The organism is Streptomyces sp. NPDC047061, from assembly GCF_040643955.1.
GTDB lineage: Bacteria > Actinomycetota > Actinomycetes > Streptomycetales > Streptomycetaceae > Streptomyces.
In genome coordinates, this window is sequence record NZ_JBEYVI010000002.1 from 190283 (window position 1) to 212623 (window position 22341).

The window sequence follows — 22341 nt, forward strand, 5'->3', positions numbered from 1 at the left end:
GCGCTACGAGGTGAGCGCCTCGATGTTGGCGGCCCGGCGGGCGTAGACGTCCTCCCGCCGGTCCGCCATCTGCCGCAGCGCTTCCTTCCGCTCCCGCTTGGAGAGCCGGTCGAGATACACGCGCCCGTTCACATGGTCGGTCTCGTGCGCCAGGCAGCGGGCGAAATACCCTGTTCCCTCAAGGGTGAGCGGATTGCCCTCCTTGTCCTGTCCGTGCACGACCGCCCGGTCCGGCCGCGGCACCTCCATCGTGGCGCCCGGCACCGACAGGCATCCCTCGCTGTCGTCGAGCAGCCGTCGCCCGGCCGGGCTCGGCGCCTCCAGCACGGGGTTGACGATGTGTCCGACATGTCGGACACCGTCGTCGTCGGGGCAGTCGTACACGAACAGTCGCAGATCGACCCCGACCTGGTTCGCGGCGAGGCCGGCTCCCTCGGCGACGTACATGGTGAGGAACATGTCGTCGATGAGCGCGGCGAGGTCGGGACCGAACTCGGTGACGTCCCGGCTCGGCTTGTGCAGGACGTCCTCACCGGTCTCGGTGATCCGGCGCACCGAACCGCGCCGGGCCTCGGGGGCGTGCCGGGGGTAGTGGTCCATGGGGTTTCCCTGGACGAAGACGCGTGGCATCGCGGTGTCTCCTTCTCGGATCTCGGGGCCGCCGGCTCTCCGCGTGCGGCCTGCACCGAGCATCCCAGGAGTCACCGGATCGCGGGCGGGCCTGTGGAAAACCCTCCCGGTGGCCCGAGGCCTGCGACCTGCGGCCTGTGGAAAACCGGGAGAAGGGGGCGCCGGCGCAGGGGTGATCCCTGCCGGTGCCGGACGCGCCGGAAGGGCCGCTGCCCCCGAGCGGCTGCGGCCCTACCGTGCTTGTGCGATGCCTGAATTGTCCTTGTCGCCCGGGTTGTTGCCCAGGCGGTCAGAGCACCCGCACCGCGCCGGTCGGCGGGTCGTACGACAGCGGGTGCTCACCGACGCCGCTGGAGGGGTTCTGCGCGCCGACGAACATGCCGTCGCCGACGTACACCGCCACGTGGTACGCGCTGCCGGCGCTGCCCCAGTAGAGGATGTCGCCGGGCTGGAGGTTGCTCAGCGAGACCTGGGTGCCCTGCGTCGACTGGTCCTGGGAGACACGGGGCAGGCTGACGCCGACGGACTTGAAGGCGGCCTGGACGATACCCGAGCAGTCCCACGAGTGCGGGCCCGTGCCGCCGGAGACGTAGGCGTCACCGATATGCGCCTTCATGAAGGCGACCACGGCGGCGGCCGAACCGGTCGCCGTGGAGGTGCTCGTGGAGCTGCTGGAGCTCGTGGTGGCGCTCAGGGTGGTCCGCTCGGCGCTGCGCGAGGCGGCGCGCTCTGCGGCGGCCTTGCGGGCCTCCTCGGCCTTCTTCTTCTTGGCCGCGGCCTTCTGCTTCGCCTCGGCAAGGTCCGCCTTTGCCTGCTTCGCGGCATTTGCGGCGGCCTCGTTGCGCTCGGCCTGGAGGGTGTAGTTCGCCGCGGCCTGCTGCGTGGCGTCGGCGGACTGGGCCACCTGGGTGGCCAGATCGGCCGTCAGGGTGGGCGGTTCGAGCGTCTGCGTCACGGGTTCGGCGGCGCTCGCCGAGGCCGCGCCCGCCGCTGCCATGCCGAGGACGCCACTGGCAACTCCGGCGCGCACGGCGATGTTTGTCGTCGCGCTGCGGCGGGGCTTCCGGTGGCTGCGTATGTGAGCGGTGTGGGACATGGGAACAACTGGTACCAGGGGCTCCTTCATATCTTCAAGAAACGTGTGCTGCGCCACAGTTGCTCAATCGAGACGGCGAATCCCTCGCATGTCTTTCTTTATTGACGCCGTAACGGACATTGCGGACGCTCGCGATCAAGCCCGTGATCACGCTCTTTCGCTGTTACGTCCGAATTGCCCGCGACGTACCACCGGTTCGGATGGTTGGCCAAGCCCGGTTCCCAGGCGCCTCTCATCAATGTGGCGGAGGTCACGGAACGGTTACCGGGAGGGGTGCGTCTCGCGCGTCCGGGTGGTCGTCCGGGTTCGTGAACGCGTGCACACGTCCACATCGCCCCTCGCGCCTCCCTCTGATGTGTGAATGCGGCTCACTATCAAGGGCCCCTGTCCACCGCGAATTTGCATGCAGGGGAACTCTCTTGATATAGAGACGCCCGCCCGAAACCCCCTCCTGTCTGCATCAACGGTCGAAAATGTCACTTCTGGTGATCAGCTGAACGCTTCGCGTGTGAAGATCACTACTCATCCGACTTCATGATCGATCGTCAGGTGGTGGAGATCACAAAGCTTGTGTAATACCCCGTGTCGCAGATCACAGAGCGGCGGGCATAAGATGCGAGGCAGTTGGGCTTGTGACCTGCTTCACATGTTCGCGATCTTCGCCCGGGACGCGCGGGGTTCGCGGGACGGATGAGGCAGGTGGGGAGCCCGATCCGAACCGCCACCAGTCAGTGCCGACTGAGAGGAGCGAGGAGCGGTGAACGCCTATGCGCCCATCCTCGTACTGGGAGCCCTCGGGGCAGGCTTTGCGATCTTCTCCGTGGTCATGGCCACGCTGATCGGTCCGAAGCGGTACAACCGCGCCAAGCTCGAAGCCTACGAGTGCGGTATCGAGCCGACCCCCACGCCGGCCGGCGGCGGGCGTTTCCCGATCAAGTACTACCTGACGGCGATGCTCTTCATCGTCTTCGACATCGAGATCGTCTTCCTCTACCCCTGGGCCGTCACCTTCGACGCCCTGGGTGTTTTCGGGCTCGTGGAGATGCTGCTCTTCGTGCTCACCGTCTTCGTCGCCTACGCGTACGTGTGGCGGCGCGGCGGCCTGGAATGGGACTGAGGGGTCTTTGGACATGGGACTCGAAGAAAAGCTGCCGAGCGGATTCCTGCTGACCACCGTCGAGCAGGCCGCGGGCTGGGTGCGCAAGGCGTCCGTCTTCCCCGCCACCTTCGGCCTCGCCTGCTGCGCCATCGAGATGATGACCACCGGCGCCGGCCGCTACGACCTGGCCCGCTTCGGCATGGAGGTCTTCCGCGGCTCACCCCGCCAGGCCGACCTCATGATCGTCGCCGGCCGGGTCAGCCAGAAGATGGCGCCGGTGCTCAGGCAGGTCTACGACCAGATGCCCAACCCCAAGTGGGTGATCTCCATGGGCGTCTGTGCGTCCTCGGGCGGCATGTTCAACAACTACGCGATCGTCCAGGGCGTCGACCACATCGTCCCCGTCGACATCTACCTGCCCGGCTGCCCGCCGCGCCCCGAGATGCTGATGGACGCGATCCTCAAGCTCCACCAGAAGATCCAGACCTCCAAGCTGGGCGTCAACGCGAAGGAAGCGGCCCGGGAGGCGGAGGAGGCGGCGCTCAAGGCCCTGCCCACGATCGAGATGAAGGGGCTGCTGCGGTGAGCGACGCGAACGGCCACAACGGGGTCAACCCCGAGAAGGACCTGGCCGCCGACAACCTCCCGGGCCAGCGCGGCCAGGGCGGCGAGGAGATCCGCGTCCAGCGCGGCATGTTCGGCGCCAACAACGGCGGCGACACCTCCGGCTACGGCGGCCTGGTCCGCTCGGTCCGGCTCCCGGGACCGGCGACCCGCCCCTACGGCGGCTGGTTCGACGAGGTCGCCGACGAGCTGGAGGGCGCACTGGAGGAGCAGGGACTCCTCCCGGGCAACGCCATCGAGAAGACGGTCGTCGACCGCGGCGAGCTCACCTTCCACATCGAACGCGAGCACCTGCCGCGCGTCGCCCGCACCCTGCGCGACGACCCTGCCCTGCGCTTCGAGCTGTGCACCGGCGTCAGCGGCGTCCACTACCTGCACGACAAGGGCCGCGAGCTGCACGCCGTCTACCACCTGCGCTCGATCACCCACAACCGGCTGATCCGCCTGGAGGTCAGCGCCCCGGACGCCGACCCGCACATCCCGTCCCTGGTCCCGGTCTATCCGACCAACGACTGGCACGAGCGCGAGACCTACGACTTCTTCGGGATCGTCTTCGACGGTCACCCGGCCCTGACGCGGATCATGATGCCGGACGACTGGCAGGGCCATCCGCAGCGCAAGGACTACCCCCTCGGCGGCATCCCCGTCGAGTACAAGGGCGCCCAGATCCCGGCTCCGGACCAGCGGAGGTCGTACTCATGAGCACGCAGCACGCAACTCCGCGGGAGACCACCGAGGGCACCGTGTACACGGTCACCGGCGGCGACTGGGACGAGATCGTCCAGTCCGCGGCCCGCGCCGACGACGAACGCATCGTCGTCAACATGGGGCCCCAGCACCCGTCCACCCATGGAGTGCTCCGCCTCATCCTGGAGATCGACGGCGAGACCGTCACCGAGGCCCGCTGCGGCATCGGCTACCTCCACACCGGCATCGAGAAGAACCTCGAGTTCCGCACGTGGACGCAGGGCACCACGTTCGTGACGCGCATGGACTACCTGACGTCCTTCTTCAACGAGACCGCCTACTGCCTCGCCGTCGAGAAGCTCCTCGGCATCGAGGACCAGATCACCGAGCGCGCCAAGATCGTCCGGGTGCTCCTGATGGAGCTCAACCGGCTCTCCTCCCACCTGGTGTGCATCGCCACCGGCGGCATGGAGCTCGGCGCCACCACGATCATGATCTACGGCTTCCGCGATCGTGAAATGATTCTCGATCTCTACGAGCTCATCACCGGCCTGCGGATGAACCACGCGTACATCCGCCCCGGCGGCCTCGCCCAGGACCTGCCGCCCGGCGCGGTCGACCAGATCCGCGAGTTCGTGAAGAAGATGCGCAAGAACCTCCCGGAGTACGACAAGCTCGCCACCGGGAACCCCATCTTCAAGGCCCGCATGCAGGACATCGGCTACCTCGACCTGGCGGGCTGCATGGCCCTCGGCGCCACCGGCCCGATCCTGCGCTCCGCCGGCCTGCCGCACGACCTGCGCAAGGCACAGCCGTACTGCGACTACGAGACGTACGACTTCGAGATCCCGACCGCCGACACCTGCGACGCCTACGGCCGCTTCCTGGTCCGCCTGGAGGAGATGCGCCAGTCGCTCGGGATCGTCGAACAGTGCCTGGACCGGCTCCAGCCCGGACCGGTCATGGTCGCCGACAAGAAGATCGCCTGGCCCGCCCAGCTCGCCCTCGGGCCGGACGGACTCGGCAACTCCCTCGACCACATCAAGAAGATCATGGGCACCTCCATGGAGGCCCTGATCCACCACTTCAAGCTGGTCACCGAGGGTTTCCGGGTCCCGCCGGGGCAGGCCTACGCGGCCGTCGAGTCGCCCAAGGGCGAACTCGGTGTGCACGCCGTGTCCGACGGCGGCACCCGTCCCTACCGGGTCCACTTCCGCGACCCGTCCTTCACCAACCTGCAGGCCATGGCGGCGATGTGCGAGGGCGGCCAGGTCGCCGACGTCATCGTCGCCGTCGCGTCCATCGACCCCGTGATGGGAGGCGTCGACCGGTGACCACCTCTTCCTCGGAGCGCGGTATCAGCCTGGGCATGCCCGAGCTGCCCGCGCCCGCCTACCCGGACGACGTCCGGGCCCGCCTGGAGGCGGACGCGCGCGAGATCATCGCCCGCTACCCCGACTCCCGGTCCGCCCTGCTGCCGCTGCTGCACCTCGTGCAGGCGGAGGAGGGCCATGTCACACGCACCGGGATGCAGTTCTGCGCGGACGTCCTGGAGCTGACCACCGCCGAGGTCACCGCCGTCGCCACCTTCTACACCATGTACCGGCGCCGGCCCTCCGGCGACTACCAGGTGGGCGTCTGCACCAACACCCTGTGCGCGGTCATGGGCGGCGACGCGATCTTCGAGACCCTGCAGGAGCACCTGGGCGTCGGCAACGGCGAGACCACCGGCGACGGCAAGGTCACCCTGGAGCACATCGAGTGCAACGCGGCCTGCGACTTCGCCCCGGTCGTGATGGTCAACTGGGAGTTCTTCGACAACCAGACCCCGGCCAGCGCCAAACGCCTGGTCGACGACCTCCGCGCGGGCCGGGACGTCGAGCCCACCCGCGGCGCCCGGCTCTGCACCTTCAAGGAGACCGCGCGGATCCTGGCCGGCTTCCCCGACGAACGGCCCGGTGCCGTCGAGGAGGGCGGCAGCGCCGGACCCGCCTCACTGGTGGGCCTGCGCCTGGCCAAGGGCGAGACCGCACGCGTGGTCCATCCGCGTGCCCAGGGATCCCAGGAAGCACCGTCCGCAGAGGAGGGGGAGTGATGACGGTGGCACCCGACCTGAAGGACACCAGTCCCGAGAAGCTGCTGGCACCCGTGCTGTCGGCCTTCTGGGACGAGGACCGGTCCTGGAGCCTGGACGTCTACCGCAGGCACGACGGCTACGAGGGGCTCCGCAAGGCGCTCGCCATGTCGCCCGACGACCTGATCGCCTACGTCAAGGAGTCCGGACTGCGCGGCCGCGGCGGCGCGGGGTTCCCCACCGGGATGAAGTGGCAGTTCATCCCGCAGGGAGACGGCAAACCGCACTATCTTGTTGTCAACGCCGACGAATCGGAACCCGGGACCTGCAAGGACATCCCGCTCCTCTTCGCCAACCCGCACAGCCTCATCGAGGGCATCGTGATCGCGTGCTACGCCATCCGGTCGTCGCATGCCTTCATCTATCTGCGTGGTGAGGTCGTCCCCGTCCTGCGGCGGCTGCACGAGGCCGTGCGCGAGGCCTACGCGGCCGGCTTCCTCGGCGAGAACATCCTCGGCAGCGGACTCGACCTCACCCTCACCGTGCACGCCGGCGCCGGCGCGTACATCTGCGGTGAGGAGACCGCGCTGCTCGACTCGCTCGAAGGCCGCCGCGGTCAACCGCGGCTCCGTCCCCCCTTCCCGGCTGTCGAAGGGCTCTACGCCTGCCCGACTGTTGTGAACAACGTCGAGTCCATCGCCTCGGTTCCCGCCATCCTCCACAAGGGCAAGGAATGGTTCAGGTCGATGGGGAGCGAGAAGTCGCCCGGCTTCACGCTGTACTCCCTCAGCGGCCATGTGGCGAGCCCCGGCCAGTACGAGGCACCGCTCGGCATCACCCTGCGCCAGCTCCTCGACATGAGCGGCGGGATCCGGCCCGGCCACCGCCTGAAGTTCTGGACCCCGGGCGGCTCCTCGACGCCGATGTTCACCGACGAGCACCTCGACGTCCCCCTGGACTACGAAGGAGTGGGCGCCGCCGGTTCCATGCTCGGCACGAAAGCACTCCAGTGCTTCGACGAGACCACCTGCGTGGTCCGCGCCGTCACCCGCTGGACCGAGTTCTACGCCCACGAGTCCTGCGGCAAGTGCACCCCCTGCCGCGAAGGCACCTACTGGCTGGTGCAGCTGCTCCGCGACATCGAGGCCGGCAAGGGCGTGATGTCCGACCTCGACAAGCTGAACGACATCGCCGACAACATCAACGGCAAGTCCTTCTGCGCCCTCGGCGACGGCGCGGCGTCCCCGATCTTCTCCTCACTGAAGTACTTCCGCGAGGAGTACGAACAGCACATCACGGGCCGGGGCTGCCCCTTCGACCCGGCCAAGTCGACGGCCTGGGCGGACCGCCCGGAGGTGAACGCATGACCGTGACCACGAGTTCCCCCTCCTCGGGGGGAACGGCGGCGGTCCCGCCGGAGGACCTCGTCACGCTGACGATCGACGGCGTCGAGATCAGCGTGCCCAAGGGCACCCTGGTCATCCGCGCCGCCGAGCAGCTCGGCATCGAGATCCCGCGCTTCTGCGACCACCCCCTGCTGGACCCGGTCGGCGCCTGCCGCCAGTGCATCGTCGAGGTCGAGGGCCAGCGCAAGCCCATGGCCTCCTGCACGATCACCTGTACGGACGGGATGGTGGTGAAGACTCACCTCACCTCGCCCGTGGCCGAGAAGGCCCAGCACGGCGTGATGGAGCTGCTGCTCATCAACCACCCGCTGGACTGCCCGGTCTGCGACAAGGGCGGCGAGTGCCCGCTGCAGAACCAGGCGATGTCGCACGGCAACGCCGAGTCCCGCTTCGAGGGCCGCAAGCGCACCTACGAGAAGCCGGTCCCGATCTCCACCCAGGTGCTTCTCGACCGCGAGCGGTGCGTGCTGTGCGCGCGCTGCACCCGGTTCTCCAACCAGGTCGCCGGCGACCCGATGATCGAGCTCCTGGAGCGCGGCGCACTCCAGCAGGTCGGCACCGGCGAGGGCGACCCGTTCGAGTCGTACTTCTCCGGGAACACCATCCAGATCTGCCCGGTGGGCGCGCTGACCTCGGCGGCGTATCGCTTCCGCTCCCGGCCCTTCGACCTGATCTCCTCGCCGTCGGTGTGCGAGCACTGCTCCGGCGGCTGCGCCACCCGCACCGACCACCGGCGCGGCAAGGTCATGCGGCGGCTCGCCGCCAACGACCCCGAGGTCAACGAGGAGTGGATCTGCGACAAGGGACGCTTCGGGTTCCGGTACACGCAGCAGAAGGACCGCCTGGAGACCCCGCTGGTCCGCAACTCCCTGGGCGTCCTCGAACCCGCCTCCTGGCCGGAGGCCCTCGACGCGGCCGCGCAGGGCCTGGCCGCCGCCCGCTCCCGGGCCGGTGTCCTCACCGGCGGACGGCTCACCGTCGAGGACGCCTACGCATACAGCAAGTTCGCGCGCGTGGCCCTCGACACCAACGACATCGACTTCCGCGCCCGCGTGCACAGCGGCGAGGAGGCCGACTTCCTCGCCGCCCGGGTCGCCGGACGCGGCCGCGACCTCGACGGTACGGGCGTCACCTACACCTCCCTGGAGAAGGCGCCCGCCGTCCTGCTCGTCGGGTTCGAGTCGGAGGAGGAGGCACCCGGCGTCTTCCTGCGGCTGCGCAAGGCCTGGCGCAAGCACAAGCAGCGGGTGTTCTCCCTCGCCACCTACCCCACGCGCGGGCTGGAGAAGGCGGGCGGCACCCTGCTGCCGGCCGCTCCCGGCACCGAGACCGAGTGGCTGGACGCCCTCGCGAGCGGCGTCGGCCTGGAGGAGCCCGGCTCCCGGGCCGCCGAGGCGCTGCGCACCGACGGCGCGGTGATCGTCGTAGGAGAGCGGCTGGCATCGGTCGCCGGCGGACTCACCGCCGCCGTACGGGCCGCCACCGCCACCGGCGCCCAGCTGGTGTGGATCCCGCGCCGGGCCGGCGAGCGCGGCGCGGTCGAGGCCGGTGCGCTGCCCTCGCTGCTGCCGGGCGGCCGTCCGGCCACCGACCCACGCGCGCGTGAGGAGGTCGCCGCCGCCTGGGGCCTCTCCGAACTCCCGCTCCGCTACGGCCGCGACACCGGCCAGATCGTCGAGGCCGCCGCCCGCGGCGAACTCTCCGCCCTGCTGGTCGCCGGCGTCGAGGTCGCCGACCTGCCCGACCCGGCACGCGCGCGTGCGGCACTCGAAGCCGTCGGCTTCCTGGTCTCGCTGGAGCTGCGGCCCAGCGAGGTCACCGAGCACGCCGACGTCGTCCTGCCGGTCGCCGCGGTCGCCGAGAAGGCCGGCACCTTCCTCGACTGGGAAGGCCGGGCGCGTCTCTTCGAGGCCGCCCTCAAGCCCGAGCAGATGACCCGGCCGCTGCCGCCCACCGACGCGCGCGTGCTGCAGATGCTCGCCGACGCCATGGACGTCCACCTGGGCCTGCCCGACCTGCGCACCGCGCGGGCAGAGCTGGACCGGCTCGGCGCCTGGGACGGAACCAAGGCCTCCGACCCGCTGGAGACGGCGGCCTCGCTGCCCAGGCCCGCCGCCGGGGAGGCCGTGCTCGCCGGGCACCGGCTCCTCCTCGACCAGGGCGTCCTCCAGGAGGGCGACGAGGCATTGGCCGGCACCCGGCACGCCGCTTACGCGCGCGTGTCCGCGGCGACCGCCGCCGAGGCGGGCGTCGAGAACGGCGGCCTCATCGCCGTCACCGGAGGCTCCGGCACCGTCGAACTCCCGGTCCGGATCACCGAGATGCCCGACCGTGTGGTCTGGCTCCCGCTGAACTCGGTCGGCGGCGGCGTCGCCTCCGACACCGGGGCACTGCCCGGCTCCCTCGTCCGCATCGGCCCGGCGGCCACCGCCGGCGAGGCCCCCAAGGAGGTGGAGGCATGAGCCCGTACTTCGCCGCTGAAGACCTCTCCATGTTCGGCCGCGACCCGTGGTGGCTGGTCGTCATCAAGGCGGTCTTCTGCTTCGCCTTCCTGATGGTGACCGTGCTGATCTCCATCGTCATGGAGCGCAAGGTCGTCGCCTGGATGCAGCTGCGCATCGGCCCCAACCGGCACGGCCCCTGGGGCATGCTCCAGTCGCTCGCCGACGGCATCAAGCTGATGCTCAAGGAAGACGTCGTCGTCAAACGCGCCGACAAGGTCGTCTACATCCTCGCGCCGATCGTCGCGGCGATCCCGGCGTTCATGGCCATCGCGGTCATCCCGTTCGGCCCGGCCGACAACGAGATCTCCATCTTCGGCCACCGCACCACGATGCAGCTCACCGACCTGCCGATCGCGATGCTCTACATCCTCGCGGTCGCCTCCGTCGGCATCTACGGCATCGTGCTCGCCGGCTGGAGCTCCGGCTCCACCTACCCGCTCCTCGGCGGCCTGCGCTCCTGCGCCCAGATGATCTCCTACGAGATCGCCATGGGCGCCGCGTTCGCCTCCGTGTTCCTGTACTCCGGGTCGATGTCGACGTCCACGATCGTCGACCAGCAGCAGGGCCGCTGGTACATCCTGCTGCTGCCGGTCTCGTTCATCATCTACGTCGTCACCATGATCGGCGAGACCAACCGGGCCCCCTTCGACATGCCCGAGTCCGAGGGCGACCTGGTCGGTGGCTTCAACACCGAGTACTCGTCGATCAAGTTCGCGATGTTCATGCTCGCCGAGTACGTCAACATGGTGACCGTCTCGGCCGTGTCGACCACCCTGTTCCTCGGTGGCTGGCGGGCCCCGTGGCCGATCAGCACGGTCTGGGCGGGCGCCAACCACGGCTGGTGGCCGATGCTCTGGTTCGTCGCCAAGGTCGTGCTGCTGCTGTTCGGCTTCGTCTGGGTGCGCGGCACGCTCCCGCGCGTGCGCTACGACCAGCTGATGAAGCTCGGCTGGAAGGTCCTCATCCCGGTCTCCGTCGTCTGGCTGATGCTGGTCGCGACCGTCCGGACCCTGCGCAACCAGAACTACGACTTCGCCGACATCGCGCTCTACGTCGGCGGCGGAGTCCTCGCCCTGCTGCTCCTGTCCTTCGTCGTCGACATCTTCCGCGACAAGGACAGGGAAGCCGTGCAGCCGGCCGCCGAGCCGGCCGCGTTCGACCCGATGGCGGGCGGCTTCCCCGTACCGCCGCTACCCGGACAGGAGCTGCCGCCGGTGCCCCGGCGCAGCCCCCGCCGGGAGCGGGAGCTGATTGTCAGTGGCGGACCCGACACTGTCAGTGACGGACCTTCGGATGGAAAGGAGGCGTCCGATGGCTGAGGAGCCCAAGGAGACCAAGCCCGGTTTCCAGAACCCCGTGGCCGGCTTCGGCGTGACCTTCAAGGCCATGTTCAAGAAGCGGCTGACCGAGCAGTACCCGGAGCAGAAGAAGACCACGGCCCCGCGGTTCCACGGACGGCACCAGCTCAACCGCCATCCGGACGGCCTGGAGAAGTGCGTCGGCTGCGAGCTGTGCGCCTGGGCCTGCCCCGCCGACGCCATCTACGTGGAGGGCGCCGACAACACCGACGAGGAGCGCTACTCGCCGGGCGAGCGCTACGGCCGCGTCTACCAGATCAACTACGCCCGCTGCATCCTGTGCGGCCTGTGCATCGAGGCGTGCCCCACGCGCGCGCTGACGATGACCAACGAGTTCGAATTGGCCGACAGCAGCCGTGCCAACCTCATCTACACCAAGGAGCAGCTGCTCGCCGGTCTCGAAGAGGGCATGGTCGACACCCCGCACTCGATCTTCCCGGGGACCGACGAACAGGACTACTACCGGGGCCTGGTGACCGAGGCCGCCCCGGGGACCGTGCAGCAGGTCGCCGTCTCCAAGGGTGAGAAGCCCGAGGAGCAGGAGCGGGAGGTGGACGCATGAGCCCGCAACTCGCCGCCTACGCCACCTCCACCGGCGAGGCCTTCCAGTTCTGGGTCCTCGGCACCGTCGCGGTGATCGGCGCCCTGTCCACCGTCTTCATGAAGAAGGCCGTGCACAGCGCGCTGTCGCTCGCCGGAACCATGATCGTCCTGGCGGTGTTCTACCTCGCCAACGGCGCCTACTTCCTCGGCATCGTGCAGATCGTCGTCTACACCGGCGCGATCATGATGCTGTTCCTCTTCGTGGTGATGCTGGTCGGCGTGACCGCCGCCGACTCCCTGCAGGAGACCATCAAGGGCCAGCGCTGGCTGGCCCTTCTCTGCGGGGTCGGCTTCGGTGTCCTGCTCTTCGCGGGCATCGCCAACGCCTCCCTGAAGAACTTCGAGGGCACCGGCCAGGCCAACGCCAACGGCAACGTGGAGGGCCTCGCCGCCCTCATCTTCACCAAGTACGTCTTCGCCTTCGAAATCACCGGCGCCCTGCTGATCACGGCCGCCGTCGGCGCCATGGTGCTCACCCACCGGGAGCGCACCGAGCGGGCCAGGACCCAGCGCGAGCAGTCCGAGCAGCGCGTCCGCGAAGGCAAGCACCTGCCGCCGCTGCCCGCCCCCGGCGTCTACGCCCGGCACAACGCCGTGGACATCGCCGGCCTGCTCCCCGACGGCACCCCGTCCGAGCTCACCGTCAGCAAGACGCTCCGCGACCGCGGCCAGATGCGTGACGTGTCCGCGCAGGCGCTGGGCGACCTGCGGGCCCTGGAACAGCGCTCCGAGGAGCGGCTGGAGCGGACCCCGGTCGAGCCCACGCACTTCAAGCGCAGCGAGGAGGCGTCGAAGTGAACCCCGTCTACTACCTCTACCTCGCCGCCCTGTTGTTCACGATCGGCGCCACCGGTGTGCTGATCAGACGGAACGCGATCGTCGTCTTCATGTGCATCGAGCTGATGCTGAATGCCTGCAACCTCGCGTTCGTCGTCTTCTCCCGGATGCACGGCAATCTCGACGGCCAGATCATCGCCTTCTTCACGATGGTCGTCGCCGCCGCGGAGGTCGTGGTCGGGCTCGCGATCATCGTGTCGCTGTTCCGTACCCGCCACTCGGCCTCGGTCGACGACGCCAGCCTGATGAAGCTGTAAGGGGTCGCTGAATCGTGGAGAACCTGATTGCGCTGCTGATCGCGGCGCCCCTGCTCGGAGCGGCCGTCCTGCTCGTCGGCGGCCGACGCCTGGACGCCGTAGGACACTGGATCGGCACGATCCTCTCGACGACGTCCTTCGTGTTCGGCGTCATCCTCTTCGCCGACCTGCTCGGCCGGAGCACCGACGACCGCACCCTGATGCAGCACCTGTTCACCTGGGTCCCGGTGGCCGGTTTCCAGGCGGACGTCACCTTCCGCCTCGACCAGCTGTCGATGACGTTCGTCCTGCTGATCACCGGCGTCGGCTCGCTCATCCACCTGTACTCGGTCGGGTACATGGAGCACGACGAGCGCCGCCGCCGCTTCTTCGGCTATCTCAACCTGTTCCTCGCGGCGATGCTGCTGCTCGTCCTCGCCGACAACTACCTGCTGCTGTACGTCGGCTGGGAGGGCGTCGGCCTCGCCTCGTACCTGCTGATCGGCTTCTGGCAGCACAAGCCCAGTGCGGCGACGGCGGCCAAGAAGGCCTTCCTCGTCAACCGGGTCGGCGACATGGGCCTGTCGATCGCGATCATGCTGATGTTCACGACGTTCGGCACGTTCGCCTTCGGCCCGGTCCTCAGCCACGCCACGGACGCCTCCGAGGGCAGGCTCACCGCGATCGGCCTGATGCTGCTGCTCGCCGCCTGCGGCAAGTCCGCCCAGGTCCCGCTGCAGTCCTGGCTCGGGGACGCCATGGAGGGCCCGACCCCGGTCTCGGCCCTCATCCACGCGGCGACCATGGTGACCGCGGGCGTGTACCTCATCGTCCGCTCCGGAGCGATCTTCAACGCGGCCCCGGACGCACAGCTCGTCGTCACCGTCGTCGGCGCCGTCACCCTCCTCTTCGGTGCGATCGTCGGTTGCGCGAAGGACGACATCAAGAAGGCCCTCGCCGGCTCGACCATGTCGCAGATCGGCTACATGGTGCTCGCCGCCGGCCTCGGCCCGATCGGCTACGTCTTCGCGATCATGCACCTGGTGACGCACGGCTTCTTCAAGGCCGGACTGTTCCTCGGCGCCGGTTCGGTCATGCACGGCATGAACGACGAGGTCGACATGCGCAGGTACGGCGGCCTGCGTAAGTACATGCCGGTCACCTTCATCACCTTCGGCCTCGGCTACCTCGCGATCATCGGCTTCCCGGGCCTGTCCGGCTTCTTCTCCAAGGACAAGATCATCGAGGCGGCGTTCGCCAAGGGCGGCACCGAGGGCTGGATCCTCGGCACCTGCGCCCTGGTCGGCGCGGCCATCACCGCCTTCTACATGACGCGCGTGATGCTGATGACGTTCTTCGGCGAGAAGCGCTGGCAGCCCGACGAGCACGGCCACGAGCCGCACCCGCACGAGTCCCCGAAGGTCATGACCATCCCGATGGTCGTCCTGGCGGTCGGCTCGGTCTTCGCCGGCGGCTTCTTCAGCATCGGCGACCGCTTCCTGCACTGGCTGGAGCCGATCACCGGCCACAGCGAGGGCGACTCCCCGATCAGCGCCGGCGTCGTCACCGGCGCCACCATGGTCTGCCTGATCATCGGCGTCGGCATCGCCTACCTCCAGTACGGCCGCCGTCCGGTCCCCGCCGTCGCCCCGCGCGGTTCGCTGCTCACCCGCGCGGCCCGCCGCGACCTCCTCCAGGACGACTTCAACCACGTCGTCCTGGTCCGCGGCGGCGAACACCTCACCCGCTCCCTGGTGTACGTCGACCACACCCTGGTCGACGGCGTCGTCAACGGCACGGCGGCGGGCTTCGGCGGACTCTCCGGACGGCTGCGCAAGCTCCAGAACGGCTACGCGCGCTCGTACGCGGTCTCGATGTTCGGCGGCGCTGCCCTCCTGGTCGCCGCGACCCTGCTGATGAGGGCGGTCTGATACCGATGTCCTTTCCTCTGCTGACAGCGACGGCGGTCCTCCCGGCCGTCGGCGCGGTCGCCACGGCAGCCGTACCGGCCGCCCGGCGCACCGCCGCCAAATGGCTCGCGCTGCTGGTCTCGCTCGCCACGCTCGTCCTGGCGATCGTCGTCATGGTCCGCTTCGACCCCGGCGGCGCCCGCTACCAGCTCACCGAATCCCACGCCTGGATCGCGGACTTCGGGGTCCGCTACGAACTGGGCGTCGACGGCATCGCGGTCGTCCTGATCGCGTTGACCGCCCTGCTGATGCCGTTCATCATCCTGGCCGGCTGGCACGACGCCGACCCGCTGGAGACCGGCAGCAAGCGGTGGCGGCCCACCCAGGGCTTCTTCGCCCTGATCCTGGCCGTCGAGGCGATGGTGGTCATCTCGTTCGAGGCCACCGACGTCTTCCTCTTCTACATCTTCTTCGAAGCCATGCTCATCCCGATGTACTTCCTCATCGGCGGCTTCGGGGACCGCGCCCACGCGCAGGGCGAGGAAGCGGCGTCCACGCAACGGTCGTACGCCGCCGTGAAGTTCCTCCTCTACAACCTGGTCGGCGGCCTGATCATGCTGGCCGCGGTGATCGGCCTCTACACGGTCGCAGGGAACTTCTCCCTCGCCGAGATCGCGCAGGCCCGCGCGAACGGCACGCTGCACATGGCGACCAGCACCGAACGCTGGCTGTTCCTCGGCTTCTTCTTCGCCTTCGCGGTGAAGGCACCGCTGTGGCCGCTGCACACCTGGCTGCCCAACGCCATGCAGGAGTCCACCGCCCCGGTCGCCGTCCTCATCACCGCGGTCGTCGACAAGGTGGGCACGTTCGCGATGCTCCGCTTCTGCCTCCAGCTCTTCCCGGAGGCGTCGAAGTGGGCGACGCCCACCATCCTGGTCCTCGCGCTGATCAGCATCATCTACGGCGCCCTGCTCGCCGTCGGACAGCGCGACATCAAGCGGCTGGTCGCCTACGCGTCCATCTCGCACTTCGGGTTCATCATCATGGGCATCTTCGCGATGACCAGCCAGGGCCAGTCCGGCGCCACCCTCTACATGGTCAACCACGGCATCTCGACGGCCGCGCTGATGCTGGTCGCCGGCTTCCTGATCTCCCGGCGCGGCTCCCGGCTCATCGCCGACTACGGTGGCGTGCAGAAGGTCGCCCCGGTCCTCGCCGGCACCTTCCTGATCGGCGGCCTGGCCACCCTGTCCCTGCCCGGACTCGCGCCCTTCGTGAGCGAGTTCCTGGTCCTGGTCGGCACGTTCACGCGCTACCCGGCGATCGGGATCATCGCCACCTTCGGCATCGTCCTCGCCGCGCTCTACACCCTCGTCCTCTACCAGCGGACGATGACGGGCCCGGTGAAACCGGCGGTCTCCTCGATGCCCGACCTCAGGCCACGCGAACTCCTCGTGGTCACCCCGCTGATCGTCCTGCTGATCTTCCTGGGCGTCTATCCGAAGCCCCTCACGGACATCGTCAACCCGGCGGTCAAACAGACCATGTCGGACGTACAGAAGACCGACCCCAAGCCCGCAGTGGAGGCGGCCAAGTGAGCGCAGCAGCCGTCCACAGCCTGTGGACAACAGCAGCCGAACCGATCTCCAAGATCCCGGCACCGAAGATCGAATACGGGCAGCTGTCGCCCACCCTGATCGTCGTCGGCGCGGCGGTCGTCGGGGTGCTGGTCGAGGCGTTCGTCCCCCGCAAGTCCCGCTACTACGCCCAGGTGTTCGTCTCCGCCGTGGCCCTGTGCGCCGCCTTCGCAGCGGTCGTGGCCCTGGCCGCCGACGGATACGGCACCACCAAGGCGCACATCGCCGCCATGGGCGCCATCGCCGTCGACGGACCCTCCCTGTTCCTCCAGGGAACCATCCTGCTGGCCGGCCTCGTCGGCCTGTTCACCTTCGCCGAACGCCGCCTCGACCCCGAGACCCACGGCAACCGCGTCGACTCCTTCGCCGCCCAGGCCGCCTCCGTGCCCGGCAGCGACAGCGAAAAGGCCGCGGTGAAGGCCGGCTTCACCACCACCGAGGTCTTCCCGCTCCTGCTCTTCGCCGTCGCCGGCATGCTGGTGTTCCCCTCGGCCAACGACCTGCTGACGCTCTTCGTTGCCCTGGAGGTCTTCTCCCTCCCGCTCTACCTGCTGTGCGCGCTGGCCCGCCGCAAGCGCCTCATGTCGCAGGAAGCCGCCGTCAAGTACTTCCTGCTCGGCGCCTTCGCCTCGGCGTTCACCCTGTTCGGCATCGCCCTGCTCTACGGCTACGCCGGCTCGGTGTCGTACGCCACCATCGCCCAGGTCGTCGACGGCACCGTCACCAGCGTCGACCCGGCCCTCGCCGACACCATGGGCAACGACGCGCTGCTCCTGATCGGCGCCGCGATGGTCGTCATGGGCCTGCTCTTCAAGGTCGGCGCCGTCCCCTTCCACATGTGGACGCCCGACGTCTACCAGGGCGCGCCCACCCCGGTCACCGGCTTCATGGCGGCCGCCACCAAGGTCGCCGCGTTCGGCGCGCTGCTGCGCCTGCTGTACGTGGTCCTGCCGGGCATGCGCTGGGACTGGCGGCCGGTCATGTGGGGCGTCGCGATCATCACCATGCTGGGCGGCGCGATCGTCGCGATCACCCAGACCGACATCAAGCGGCTCCTCGCCTACTCGTCGATCGCGCACGCCGGATTCATCCTCGCCGGTGTCATCGCGACGTCGAAGGACGGCGTGTCGTCGGTCCTCTTCTACCTGGCCGCGTACTCCTTCGTGACCATCGGAGCGTTCGCCGTGGTCACCCTGGTGCGCGACGCGGGCGGCGAGGCGACCCACCTGTCCAAGTGGGCGGGGCTCGGCCGCCGCTCACCCCTGGTCGCGGCCGTCTTCGCCGTGTTCCTGCTGGCCTTCGCCGGTATCCCGCTGACCTCCGGCTTCGCCGGGAAGTTCGCCGTCTTCAAGGCGGCGGCCGAGGGCGGCGCGGTCCCGCTGGTCGTGATCGGTGTGATCTCGTCCGCGATCGCCGCGTTCTTCTACATCCGCGTGATCGTGCTGATGTTCTTCAGCGAGCCGAAGCCCGAGGGCCCGACGGTCGCCGTGCCGTCACCGTTCACCATGGCGGCGATCGGCGTCGGCGTGGCGGTCACCCTGGTGCTCGGCGTGGCACCGCAGTACTTCCTGAACCTGGCCAGCCAGGCGGGAGTCTTCGTGCGCTGACCCGTCGTCCCGTACGGCCACGGACCCCGGTTCCTCGCGGAGGAGCCGGGGTCCGCGCGCGCGTGCCCGACCCGGGACCACGGGCCGGTACTACGAGCACGTCACCGTCGGGTTCCACAGCGCGAACAGGCCACTCGGATTGTCCTTCCAGATCCAGGCGCGCAGCGTGTACACGGGCCCTGAGACGCCCGGAACCGTCGTCGGCCCCTGGAACGACTGCCCGAACAGTGTGGGCGGGGTGGTCCCGGTGCCCGCCCGTACGATCCACTCCACCGCGACCAGGGCACGGCCGCCGTCGGCGTCGGCCTCGTAGAGGAGACCCGCGGGCTCGGCCGGGTCCAGACTGCCGACGCCGGCGGCCCTGACGTAGTGGTAGCCCGCGCCTCCCTTGCCGTTCACGGCGTCCTTGTCGCAGGTGTCGGACCGGGCGTACCCGTCCGTGACCGCGAACGGCTCGTACTGGTAGTCCGCCGTCGCTGTGTACGTCGGGGTCAGATCCGTCCACACGAAGGGGTCGGGATCGGGCACGGGAGCCGCGTCGGCGGGCACCGCGGCCAGAGCGAACGGCACGGCAAGCGCCAGAGCGGCGCCGGCAGTGCGGGACCTGAGAGACATCGTGATGCTCCTTGGGGCGGAAGAGGCACGCGAACGCGACACCTCCGTACAACGCGGGCCTCCCCGGTCCCGCCCGTGCAGCATGGCCCGCGCCGCTTCCGGGCCGCCACGCGAAGACCGCCAAAGGACTGAGGGCCGGCCGAGGACACCGCCGGACGGGCGAACCCCGCACCGGCACCCCTTTCCGGGCGGGCGGACCCCGCACTGGCACCCCCTTTCCGGGCAGGCAGCCTGTGGATAACTCCGGCGCTGTCGGTCCGGACCCCTATCGTGGTGGCAGTGGTCGACGGACGACGTACGGGGGACACGACGATGGGCGGGACGGGCGGAACCGAAGAGATGCCAGGGACGACCGAGACCCCGGGGGCGCAGCAGGCGCAGGGACCGGCGGACAGCGAGGCACTGGCCACGCTGCACCGGGTCTTCGGGTACGACGCCTTCCGGGGCGAGCAGCAGGCGGTCATCGAGCATGTGGTGGCGGGCGGCGATGCCGTCGTCCTCATGCCGACCGGCGGCGGAAAATCACTGTGCTACCAGATCCCCGCCCTGGTCAGACCGGGTACGGGCATCGTGGTCTCACCGCTCATCGCCCTCATGCAGGACCAGGTGGACGCCCTGCGCGCCCTCGGCGTCAACGCCGGGTTCATCAACTCCACCCAGGACTTCGACGAGCGGCGTGTGGTCGAGGCCCAGTTCCTCGCGGGCGAACTCGACCTCCTCTACCTCGCCCCCGAGCGGCTCCGGCTGGACTCCACCCTCGACCTGCTCACCCGCGGCAAGATCGCCGTCTTCGCCATCGACGAGGCGCACTGCGTCTCCCAGTGGGGCCACGACTTCCGCCCCGACTACCTCGCCCTCTCCCTCCTCGGCGAGCGCTGGCCCGACGTCCCGCGCATCGCGCTCACGGCCACCGCGACCCACGCCACCCACGAGGAGATCACCCAGCGGCTGCAGATGCCGGCCGCCCGGCACTTCGTGGCCAGCTTCGACCGGCCCAACATCCAGTACCGGATCGTCCCCAAGGCCGACCCCAAGAAACAGCTCCTCACCTTCCTGCGCCAGGAACACGAGGGCGACGTGGGCATCGTCTACTGCCTGTCCCGCAAGTCCGTCGAGTCCACCGCGGAATTCCTGACCCGCAACGGCATCGACGCCGTCCCCTACCACGCCGGCCTCGACGCGAGCACCCGCGCCGCCCACCAGTCCCGCTTCCTGCGCGAGGACGGCCTGGTCGTCGTCGCCACCATCGCCTTCGGCATGGGCATCGACAAACCCGACGTCCGCTTTGTCGCCCACCTCGACCTGCCCAAGTCCGTCGAGGGGTACTACCAGGAGACCGGCCGCGCCGGCCGCGACGGCCTGCCCTCCACCGCCTGGATGGCCTACGGCCTCAACGACGTCATACAGCAGCGCAAACTCATCCAGTCCGGCGAGGGGGACGAGGCCTTCCGCCGCCGTGCCCAGGCCCACCTCGACTCCATGCTCGCCCTGTGCGAGACCGCCCGGTGCCGCCGCGGGCAGCTCCTGAACTACTTCGGCCAGGACCCCGACCCCGCGGGCTGCGGCAACTGCGACACCTGCCTCACCCCGCCCGAGACCTGGGACGGCACCGTCGCCGCCCAGAAGGTCCTCTCCACCGTGGTCCGGCTCCAGCGCGAACGCGGGCAGAAGTTCGGCGCCGTCCAGATCGTCGACATCCTGCTCGGCAAGCGCACGGCCAAGGTCATCCAGTTCGACCACGACCAGCTGTCCGTCTTCGGTATCGGCACCGACCTCGACGAGGGCGAATGGCGGGGCGTCGTCCGCCAGCTGCTCGCCCAGGGGCTGCTCGCGGTCGAGGGCGAGTACGGCACCCTGGTGCTCACCGAGGCCAGCGGGACGGTACTGCGGCGCGAGCGGGAGGTCCCGCTGCGGAAGGAGCCGAAGAAGCCGGCGGTCTCGCGGGCGGCCGGGAGCTCCGGTTCCGGGTCCTCGGGCAAGGGCAAGGCCAAGGCCGCCGTGGCAGAGCTGCCCGCGGAACTGCTGCCCGCCTTCGAGGCCCTGCGCGCCTGGCGTGCCGAGCAGGCCCGCGAACAGGGCGTACCCGCCTACGTGATCTTCCACGACGCCACCCTGCGGGAGATCGTCAGCCGGTGGCCCGAGTCCATCGCCGAACTCGCCACCATCGGCGGTGTCGGCGAGAAGAAGCTCATGACCTACGGAGAGGGCGTACTCGGCGCGCTGGCCGCCCTGCAGACGCCGTCCGCCCCGACGCCGTCCGTACCGGCTCCTACTGCACCGGTTTCGACCGCACCGGTTTCGACCGCCCCGGCTCCCGCGGCGCCGCAGAGCGGTTACGAGGACCACTGGCCCGAGATGGACGAGGAGCCGGAACCGGAGGACTGGATGTAGGGCCTGCGTCCCGGTCGAGCTCCTATCCGAGTGCCGTCAGCCCCGGCGCGAACGCGATCAGGAGCGGCACCAGGGGGACCAGGGCGGCCACCGTCGTGGTCAGCGCCCGCTGGCGGCGCAGCAGCCGCGGTGGCGGTTCCAGCAGGCGGTCGACCCGCTCGCCCAGCAGCCGGCGGCTCGACGCGCAGGACAGGACCCCGCGGTGCTGGTTCAGCTCGATCAGGGCCAGCGCCGTGGTGAGGTGGCCGCAGCGGCGGGACGCCGTGTCGTCCGCGGCGAGTTCGACGAGCCGGTGGGTCTGGTCGCAGAAGTGGGAGAAGAGCGGCACCCGCGGAAAGCCCGTGGCCAGGGCGCTGGACAGGTGGAGCAGCCAGTCGTGGTGGGCGCGGGCGTGGCCCCGTTCATGGGTGAGCACGGCGTCGAGCTGGTGGTCGGTGAGGCGGTGCAGCGCCCCCGTCGTCACGACCAGCTGCGGTGGATGGCCCGGCATCCACCAGGCGTCCGGGTACTCGTCCTCCAGCACCAGCATCGGGCCGCGTGCCGCGGGCAGCCCCGCCGGCAGCTCGGGTGCCCGCTCGCGCAGGTGTGCGCGGGTCAGGTCGCGGCGGCGCCGGGCCTCGACCAGTTCGCGGGCGAGCATCGCCGTGGTCCACGCGGCCCCGCACGCCAGCAGCACCGTGAGGACGACCGCCCACAGGGGTGCGACGGAGAGGTCGTAGGCGGCGGTGACCGCCGGTGGCGCCGGCGCGAACACCCGGTCGCGCACGGTGTGGAAGACGGCCGCCGCGCCCAGGGTCAGCGCGGCGAGACAGCACATCAGGACGGTGGCGACCAGGCACTGCCACACCCACAGCGCGACCACCGGTTCCCGCTCCGGCCACAGGGACCGCACCAGGGCGCGCGGCGCGGGTACGGCGGCCGTCAGGGCGACGACGGTCAGCAGGAGCAGGCAGACGGTCATGCCGGGGCTCCGTTTCCTGATCGGAGATGGGCGCGGGTGCCGGGTGGTGCGGGGTGATACGCCGTC

General features: G+C 69.6%; 19 protein-coding genes. 15 read left to right on the forward strand and 4 right to left on the reverse strand.

Annotated elements, in window-relative coordinates:
- Positions 1-3 precede the first annotated feature (3 nt).
- Both def and ABZ887_RS04275 read right to left on the reverse strand, forming a co-directional pair.
- Positions 4-630 carry a peptide deformylase gene (gene def, locus ABZ887_RS04270; protein ID WP_361282762.1) on the reverse strand — a complete coding sequence of 209 codons (627 nt, stop codon included), beginning with the start codon at positions 628-630 and terminating at the stop codon, positions 4-6.
- Positions 631-919: 289 nt separating this feature from the next.
- Positions 920-1726, reverse strand: a complete 807-nt coding sequence (locus ABZ887_RS04275) for a C40 family peptidase (protein ID WP_361282764.1) — start codon at positions 1724-1726, stop codon at positions 920-922.
- Between the two features lie 757 nt (positions 1727-2483).
- Here ABZ887_RS04275 and ABZ887_RS04280 point away from each other — a divergent pair.
- Genes ABZ887_RS04280 through nuoN form a run of 14 tightly spaced genes read left to right on the forward strand, consistent with a single transcriptional unit; the run spans position 2484 to position 18308 of the window.
- On the forward strand, positions 2484-2843 hold the full coding sequence (locus ABZ887_RS04280) for an NADH-quinone oxidoreductase subunit A (RefSeq protein ID WP_007383963.1): 360 nt from the start codon (positions 2484-2486) through the stop codon (positions 2841-2843).
- A 13-nt stretch (positions 2844-2856) separates the two neighbouring features.
- Positions 2857-3411: an NADH-quinone oxidoreductase subunit B gene (locus ABZ887_RS04285; RefSeq protein ID WP_053654534.1), complete on the forward strand. Its 555-nt coding sequence runs from the start codon at positions 2857-2859 to the stop codon at positions 3409-3411.
- Positions 3408-4151 carry an NADH-quinone oxidoreductase subunit C gene (locus ABZ887_RS04290; RefSeq protein WP_361282766.1) on the forward strand — a complete coding sequence of 248 codons (744 nt, stop codon included), beginning with the start codon at positions 3408-3410 and terminating at the stop codon, positions 4149-4151. The genes ABZ887_RS04285 and ABZ887_RS04290 overlap by 4 nt, the downstream gene beginning before the upstream one ends.
- Positions 4148-5470, forward strand: coding sequence for an NADH-quinone oxidoreductase subunit D (locus ABZ887_RS04295; protein ID WP_361282768.1), 1323 nt, complete (start codon positions 4148-4150; stop codon positions 5468-5470). Before ABZ887_RS04290 ends, ABZ887_RS04295 begins: the two co-directional genes overlap by 4 nt.
- Positions 5467-6231 carry an NADH-quinone oxidoreductase subunit NuoE gene (gene nuoE, locus ABZ887_RS04300; RefSeq protein WP_361282770.1) on the forward strand — a complete coding sequence of 255 codons (765 nt, stop codon included), beginning with the start codon at positions 5467-5469 and terminating at the stop codon, positions 6229-6231. Before ABZ887_RS04295 ends, nuoE begins: the two co-directional genes overlap by 4 nt.
- The gene (gene nuoF, locus ABZ887_RS04305; protein ID WP_361282772.1) at positions 6228-7577 is read left to right on the forward strand and encodes an NADH-quinone oxidoreductase subunit NuoF; all 1350 of its coding nucleotides are present in this window, start codon (positions 6228-6230) and stop codon (positions 7575-7577) included. The genes nuoE and nuoF overlap by 4 nt, the downstream gene beginning before the upstream one ends.
- Positions 7574-10078, forward strand: a complete 2505-nt coding sequence (locus ABZ887_RS04310; RefSeq protein ID WP_361282774.1) for an NADH-quinone oxidoreductase subunit G — start codon at positions 7574-7576, stop codon at positions 10076-10078. Before nuoF ends, ABZ887_RS04310 begins: the two co-directional genes overlap by 4 nt.
- Positions 10075-11439 (forward strand): NADH-quinone oxidoreductase subunit NuoH, encoded by a 1365-nt coding sequence (gene nuoH, locus ABZ887_RS04315; protein ID WP_361282776.1) that lies wholly within the window; start codon positions 10075-10077, stop codon positions 11437-11439. Before ABZ887_RS04310 ends, nuoH begins: the two co-directional genes overlap by 4 nt.
- Entirely contained in the window at positions 11432-12040 is a 609-nt protein-coding gene (nuoI, locus tag ABZ887_RS04320) for an NADH-quinone oxidoreductase subunit NuoI (protein WP_361282778.1), read from the forward strand. The genes nuoH and nuoI overlap by 8 nt, the downstream gene beginning before the upstream one ends.
- Positions 12037-12879 (forward strand): NADH-quinone oxidoreductase subunit J, encoded by an 843-nt coding sequence (locus ABZ887_RS04325; protein ID WP_361282780.1) that lies wholly within the window; start codon positions 12037-12039, stop codon positions 12877-12879. Before nuoI ends, ABZ887_RS04325 begins: the two co-directional genes overlap by 4 nt.
- Complete coding sequence (nuoK, locus tag ABZ887_RS04330; RefSeq protein WP_046726439.1) at positions 12876-13175, forward strand: NADH-quinone oxidoreductase subunit NuoK; 300 nt, start codon at positions 12876-12878, stop codon at positions 13173-13175. Before ABZ887_RS04325 ends, nuoK begins: the two co-directional genes overlap by 4 nt.
- 14 nt (positions 13176-13189) lie before the next feature.
- Positions 13190-15085 carry an NADH-quinone oxidoreductase subunit L gene (nuoL, locus tag ABZ887_RS04335; RefSeq protein ID WP_361282782.1) on the forward strand — a complete coding sequence of 632 codons (1896 nt, stop codon included), beginning with the start codon at positions 13190-13192 and terminating at the stop codon, positions 15083-15085.
- A gap of 5 nt (positions 15086-15090) precedes the next feature.
- Positions 15091-16662 carry an NADH-quinone oxidoreductase subunit M gene (locus ABZ887_RS04340; RefSeq protein WP_361282784.1) on the forward strand — a complete coding sequence of 524 codons (1572 nt, stop codon included), beginning with the start codon at positions 15091-15093 and terminating at the stop codon, positions 16660-16662.
- Positions 16659-18308: an NADH-quinone oxidoreductase subunit NuoN gene (gene nuoN / locus ABZ887_RS04345; protein WP_361282786.1), complete on the forward strand. Its 1650-nt coding sequence runs from the start codon at positions 16659-16661 to the stop codon at positions 18306-18308. Before ABZ887_RS04340 ends, nuoN begins: the two co-directional genes overlap by 4 nt.
- A 90-nt stretch (positions 18309-18398) precedes the next feature.
- Here nuoN and ABZ887_RS04350 read toward each other — a convergent pair whose 3' ends face one another.
- A complete protein-coding gene (locus ABZ887_RS04350; protein ID WP_361282788.1) occupies positions 18399-18923 on the reverse strand; it encodes a hypothetical protein in 525 nt (174 codons plus the stop codon).
- 339 nt (positions 18924-19262) lie between these two features.
- On the opposite strand from ABZ887_RS04350, the gene recQ reads away from it, so the two are divergent.
- Positions 19263-21314 carry a DNA helicase RecQ gene (recQ, locus tag ABZ887_RS04355; RefSeq protein ID WP_361282790.1) on the forward strand — a complete coding sequence of 684 codons (2052 nt, stop codon included), beginning with the start codon at positions 19263-19265 and terminating at the stop codon, positions 21312-21314.
- Positions 21315-21336: 22 nt separating this feature from the next.
- On the opposite strand, the gene ABZ887_RS04360 is transcribed toward recQ, so the two are convergent.
- Positions 21337-22275: a M56 family metallopeptidase gene (locus ABZ887_RS04360; RefSeq protein WP_361282792.1), complete on the reverse strand. Its 939-nt coding sequence runs from the start codon at positions 22273-22275 to the stop codon at positions 21337-21339.
- Positions 22276-22341: the final 66 nt, after the last annotated feature.

Bases quoted from the DNA above. Each gene is read 5' to 3' on its own strand.
- ABZ887_RS04350 (WP_361282788.1), bottom strand. From the start codon at position 18,923: ATGTCTCTCAGGTCCCGCACTGCCGGCGCCGCTCTGGCGCTTGCCGTG.
- ABZ887_RS04295 (WP_361282768.1), top strand. From the start codon at position 4,148: ATGAGCACGCAGCACGCAACTCCGCGGGAGACCACCGAGGGCACCGTG.
- def (WP_361282762.1), bottom strand. From the start codon at position 630: ATGCCACGCGTCTTCGTCCAGGGAAACCCCATGGACCACTACCCCCGG.
- ABZ887_RS04310 (WP_361282774.1), top strand. From the start codon at position 7,574: ATGACCGTGACCACGAGTTCCCCCTCCTCGGGGGGAACGGCGGCGGTC.
- recQ (WP_361282790.1), top strand. From the start codon at position 19,263: ATGCCAGGGACGACCGAGACCCCGGGGGCGCAGCAGGCGCAGGGACCG.
- ABZ887_RS04325 (WP_361282780.1), top strand. From the start codon at position 12,037: ATGAGCCCGCAACTCGCCGCCTACGCCACCTCCACCGGCGAGGCCTTC.
- nuoH (WP_361282776.1), top strand. From the start codon at position 10,075: ATGAGCCCGTACTTCGCCGCTGAAGACCTCTCCATGTTCGGCCGCGAC.
- ABZ887_RS04360 (WP_361282792.1), bottom strand. From the start codon at position 22,275: ATGACCGTCTGCCTGCTCCTGCTGACCGTCGTCGCCCTGACGGCCGCC.
- ABZ887_RS04275 (WP_361282764.1), bottom strand. From the start codon at position 1,726: ATGTCCCACACCGCTCACATACGCAGCCACCGGAAGCCCCGCCGCAGC.
- nuoI (WP_361282778.1), top strand. From the start codon at position 11,432: ATGGCTGAGGAGCCCAAGGAGACCAAGCCCGGTTTCCAGAACCCCGTG.
- ABZ887_RS04285 (WP_053654534.1), top strand. From the start codon at position 2,857: ATGGGACTCGAAGAAAAGCTGCCGAGCGGATTCCTGCTGACCACCGTC.
- ABZ887_RS04340 (WP_361282784.1), top strand. From the start codon at position 15,091: ATGTCCTTTCCTCTGCTGACAGCGACGGCGGTCCTCCCGGCCGTCGGC.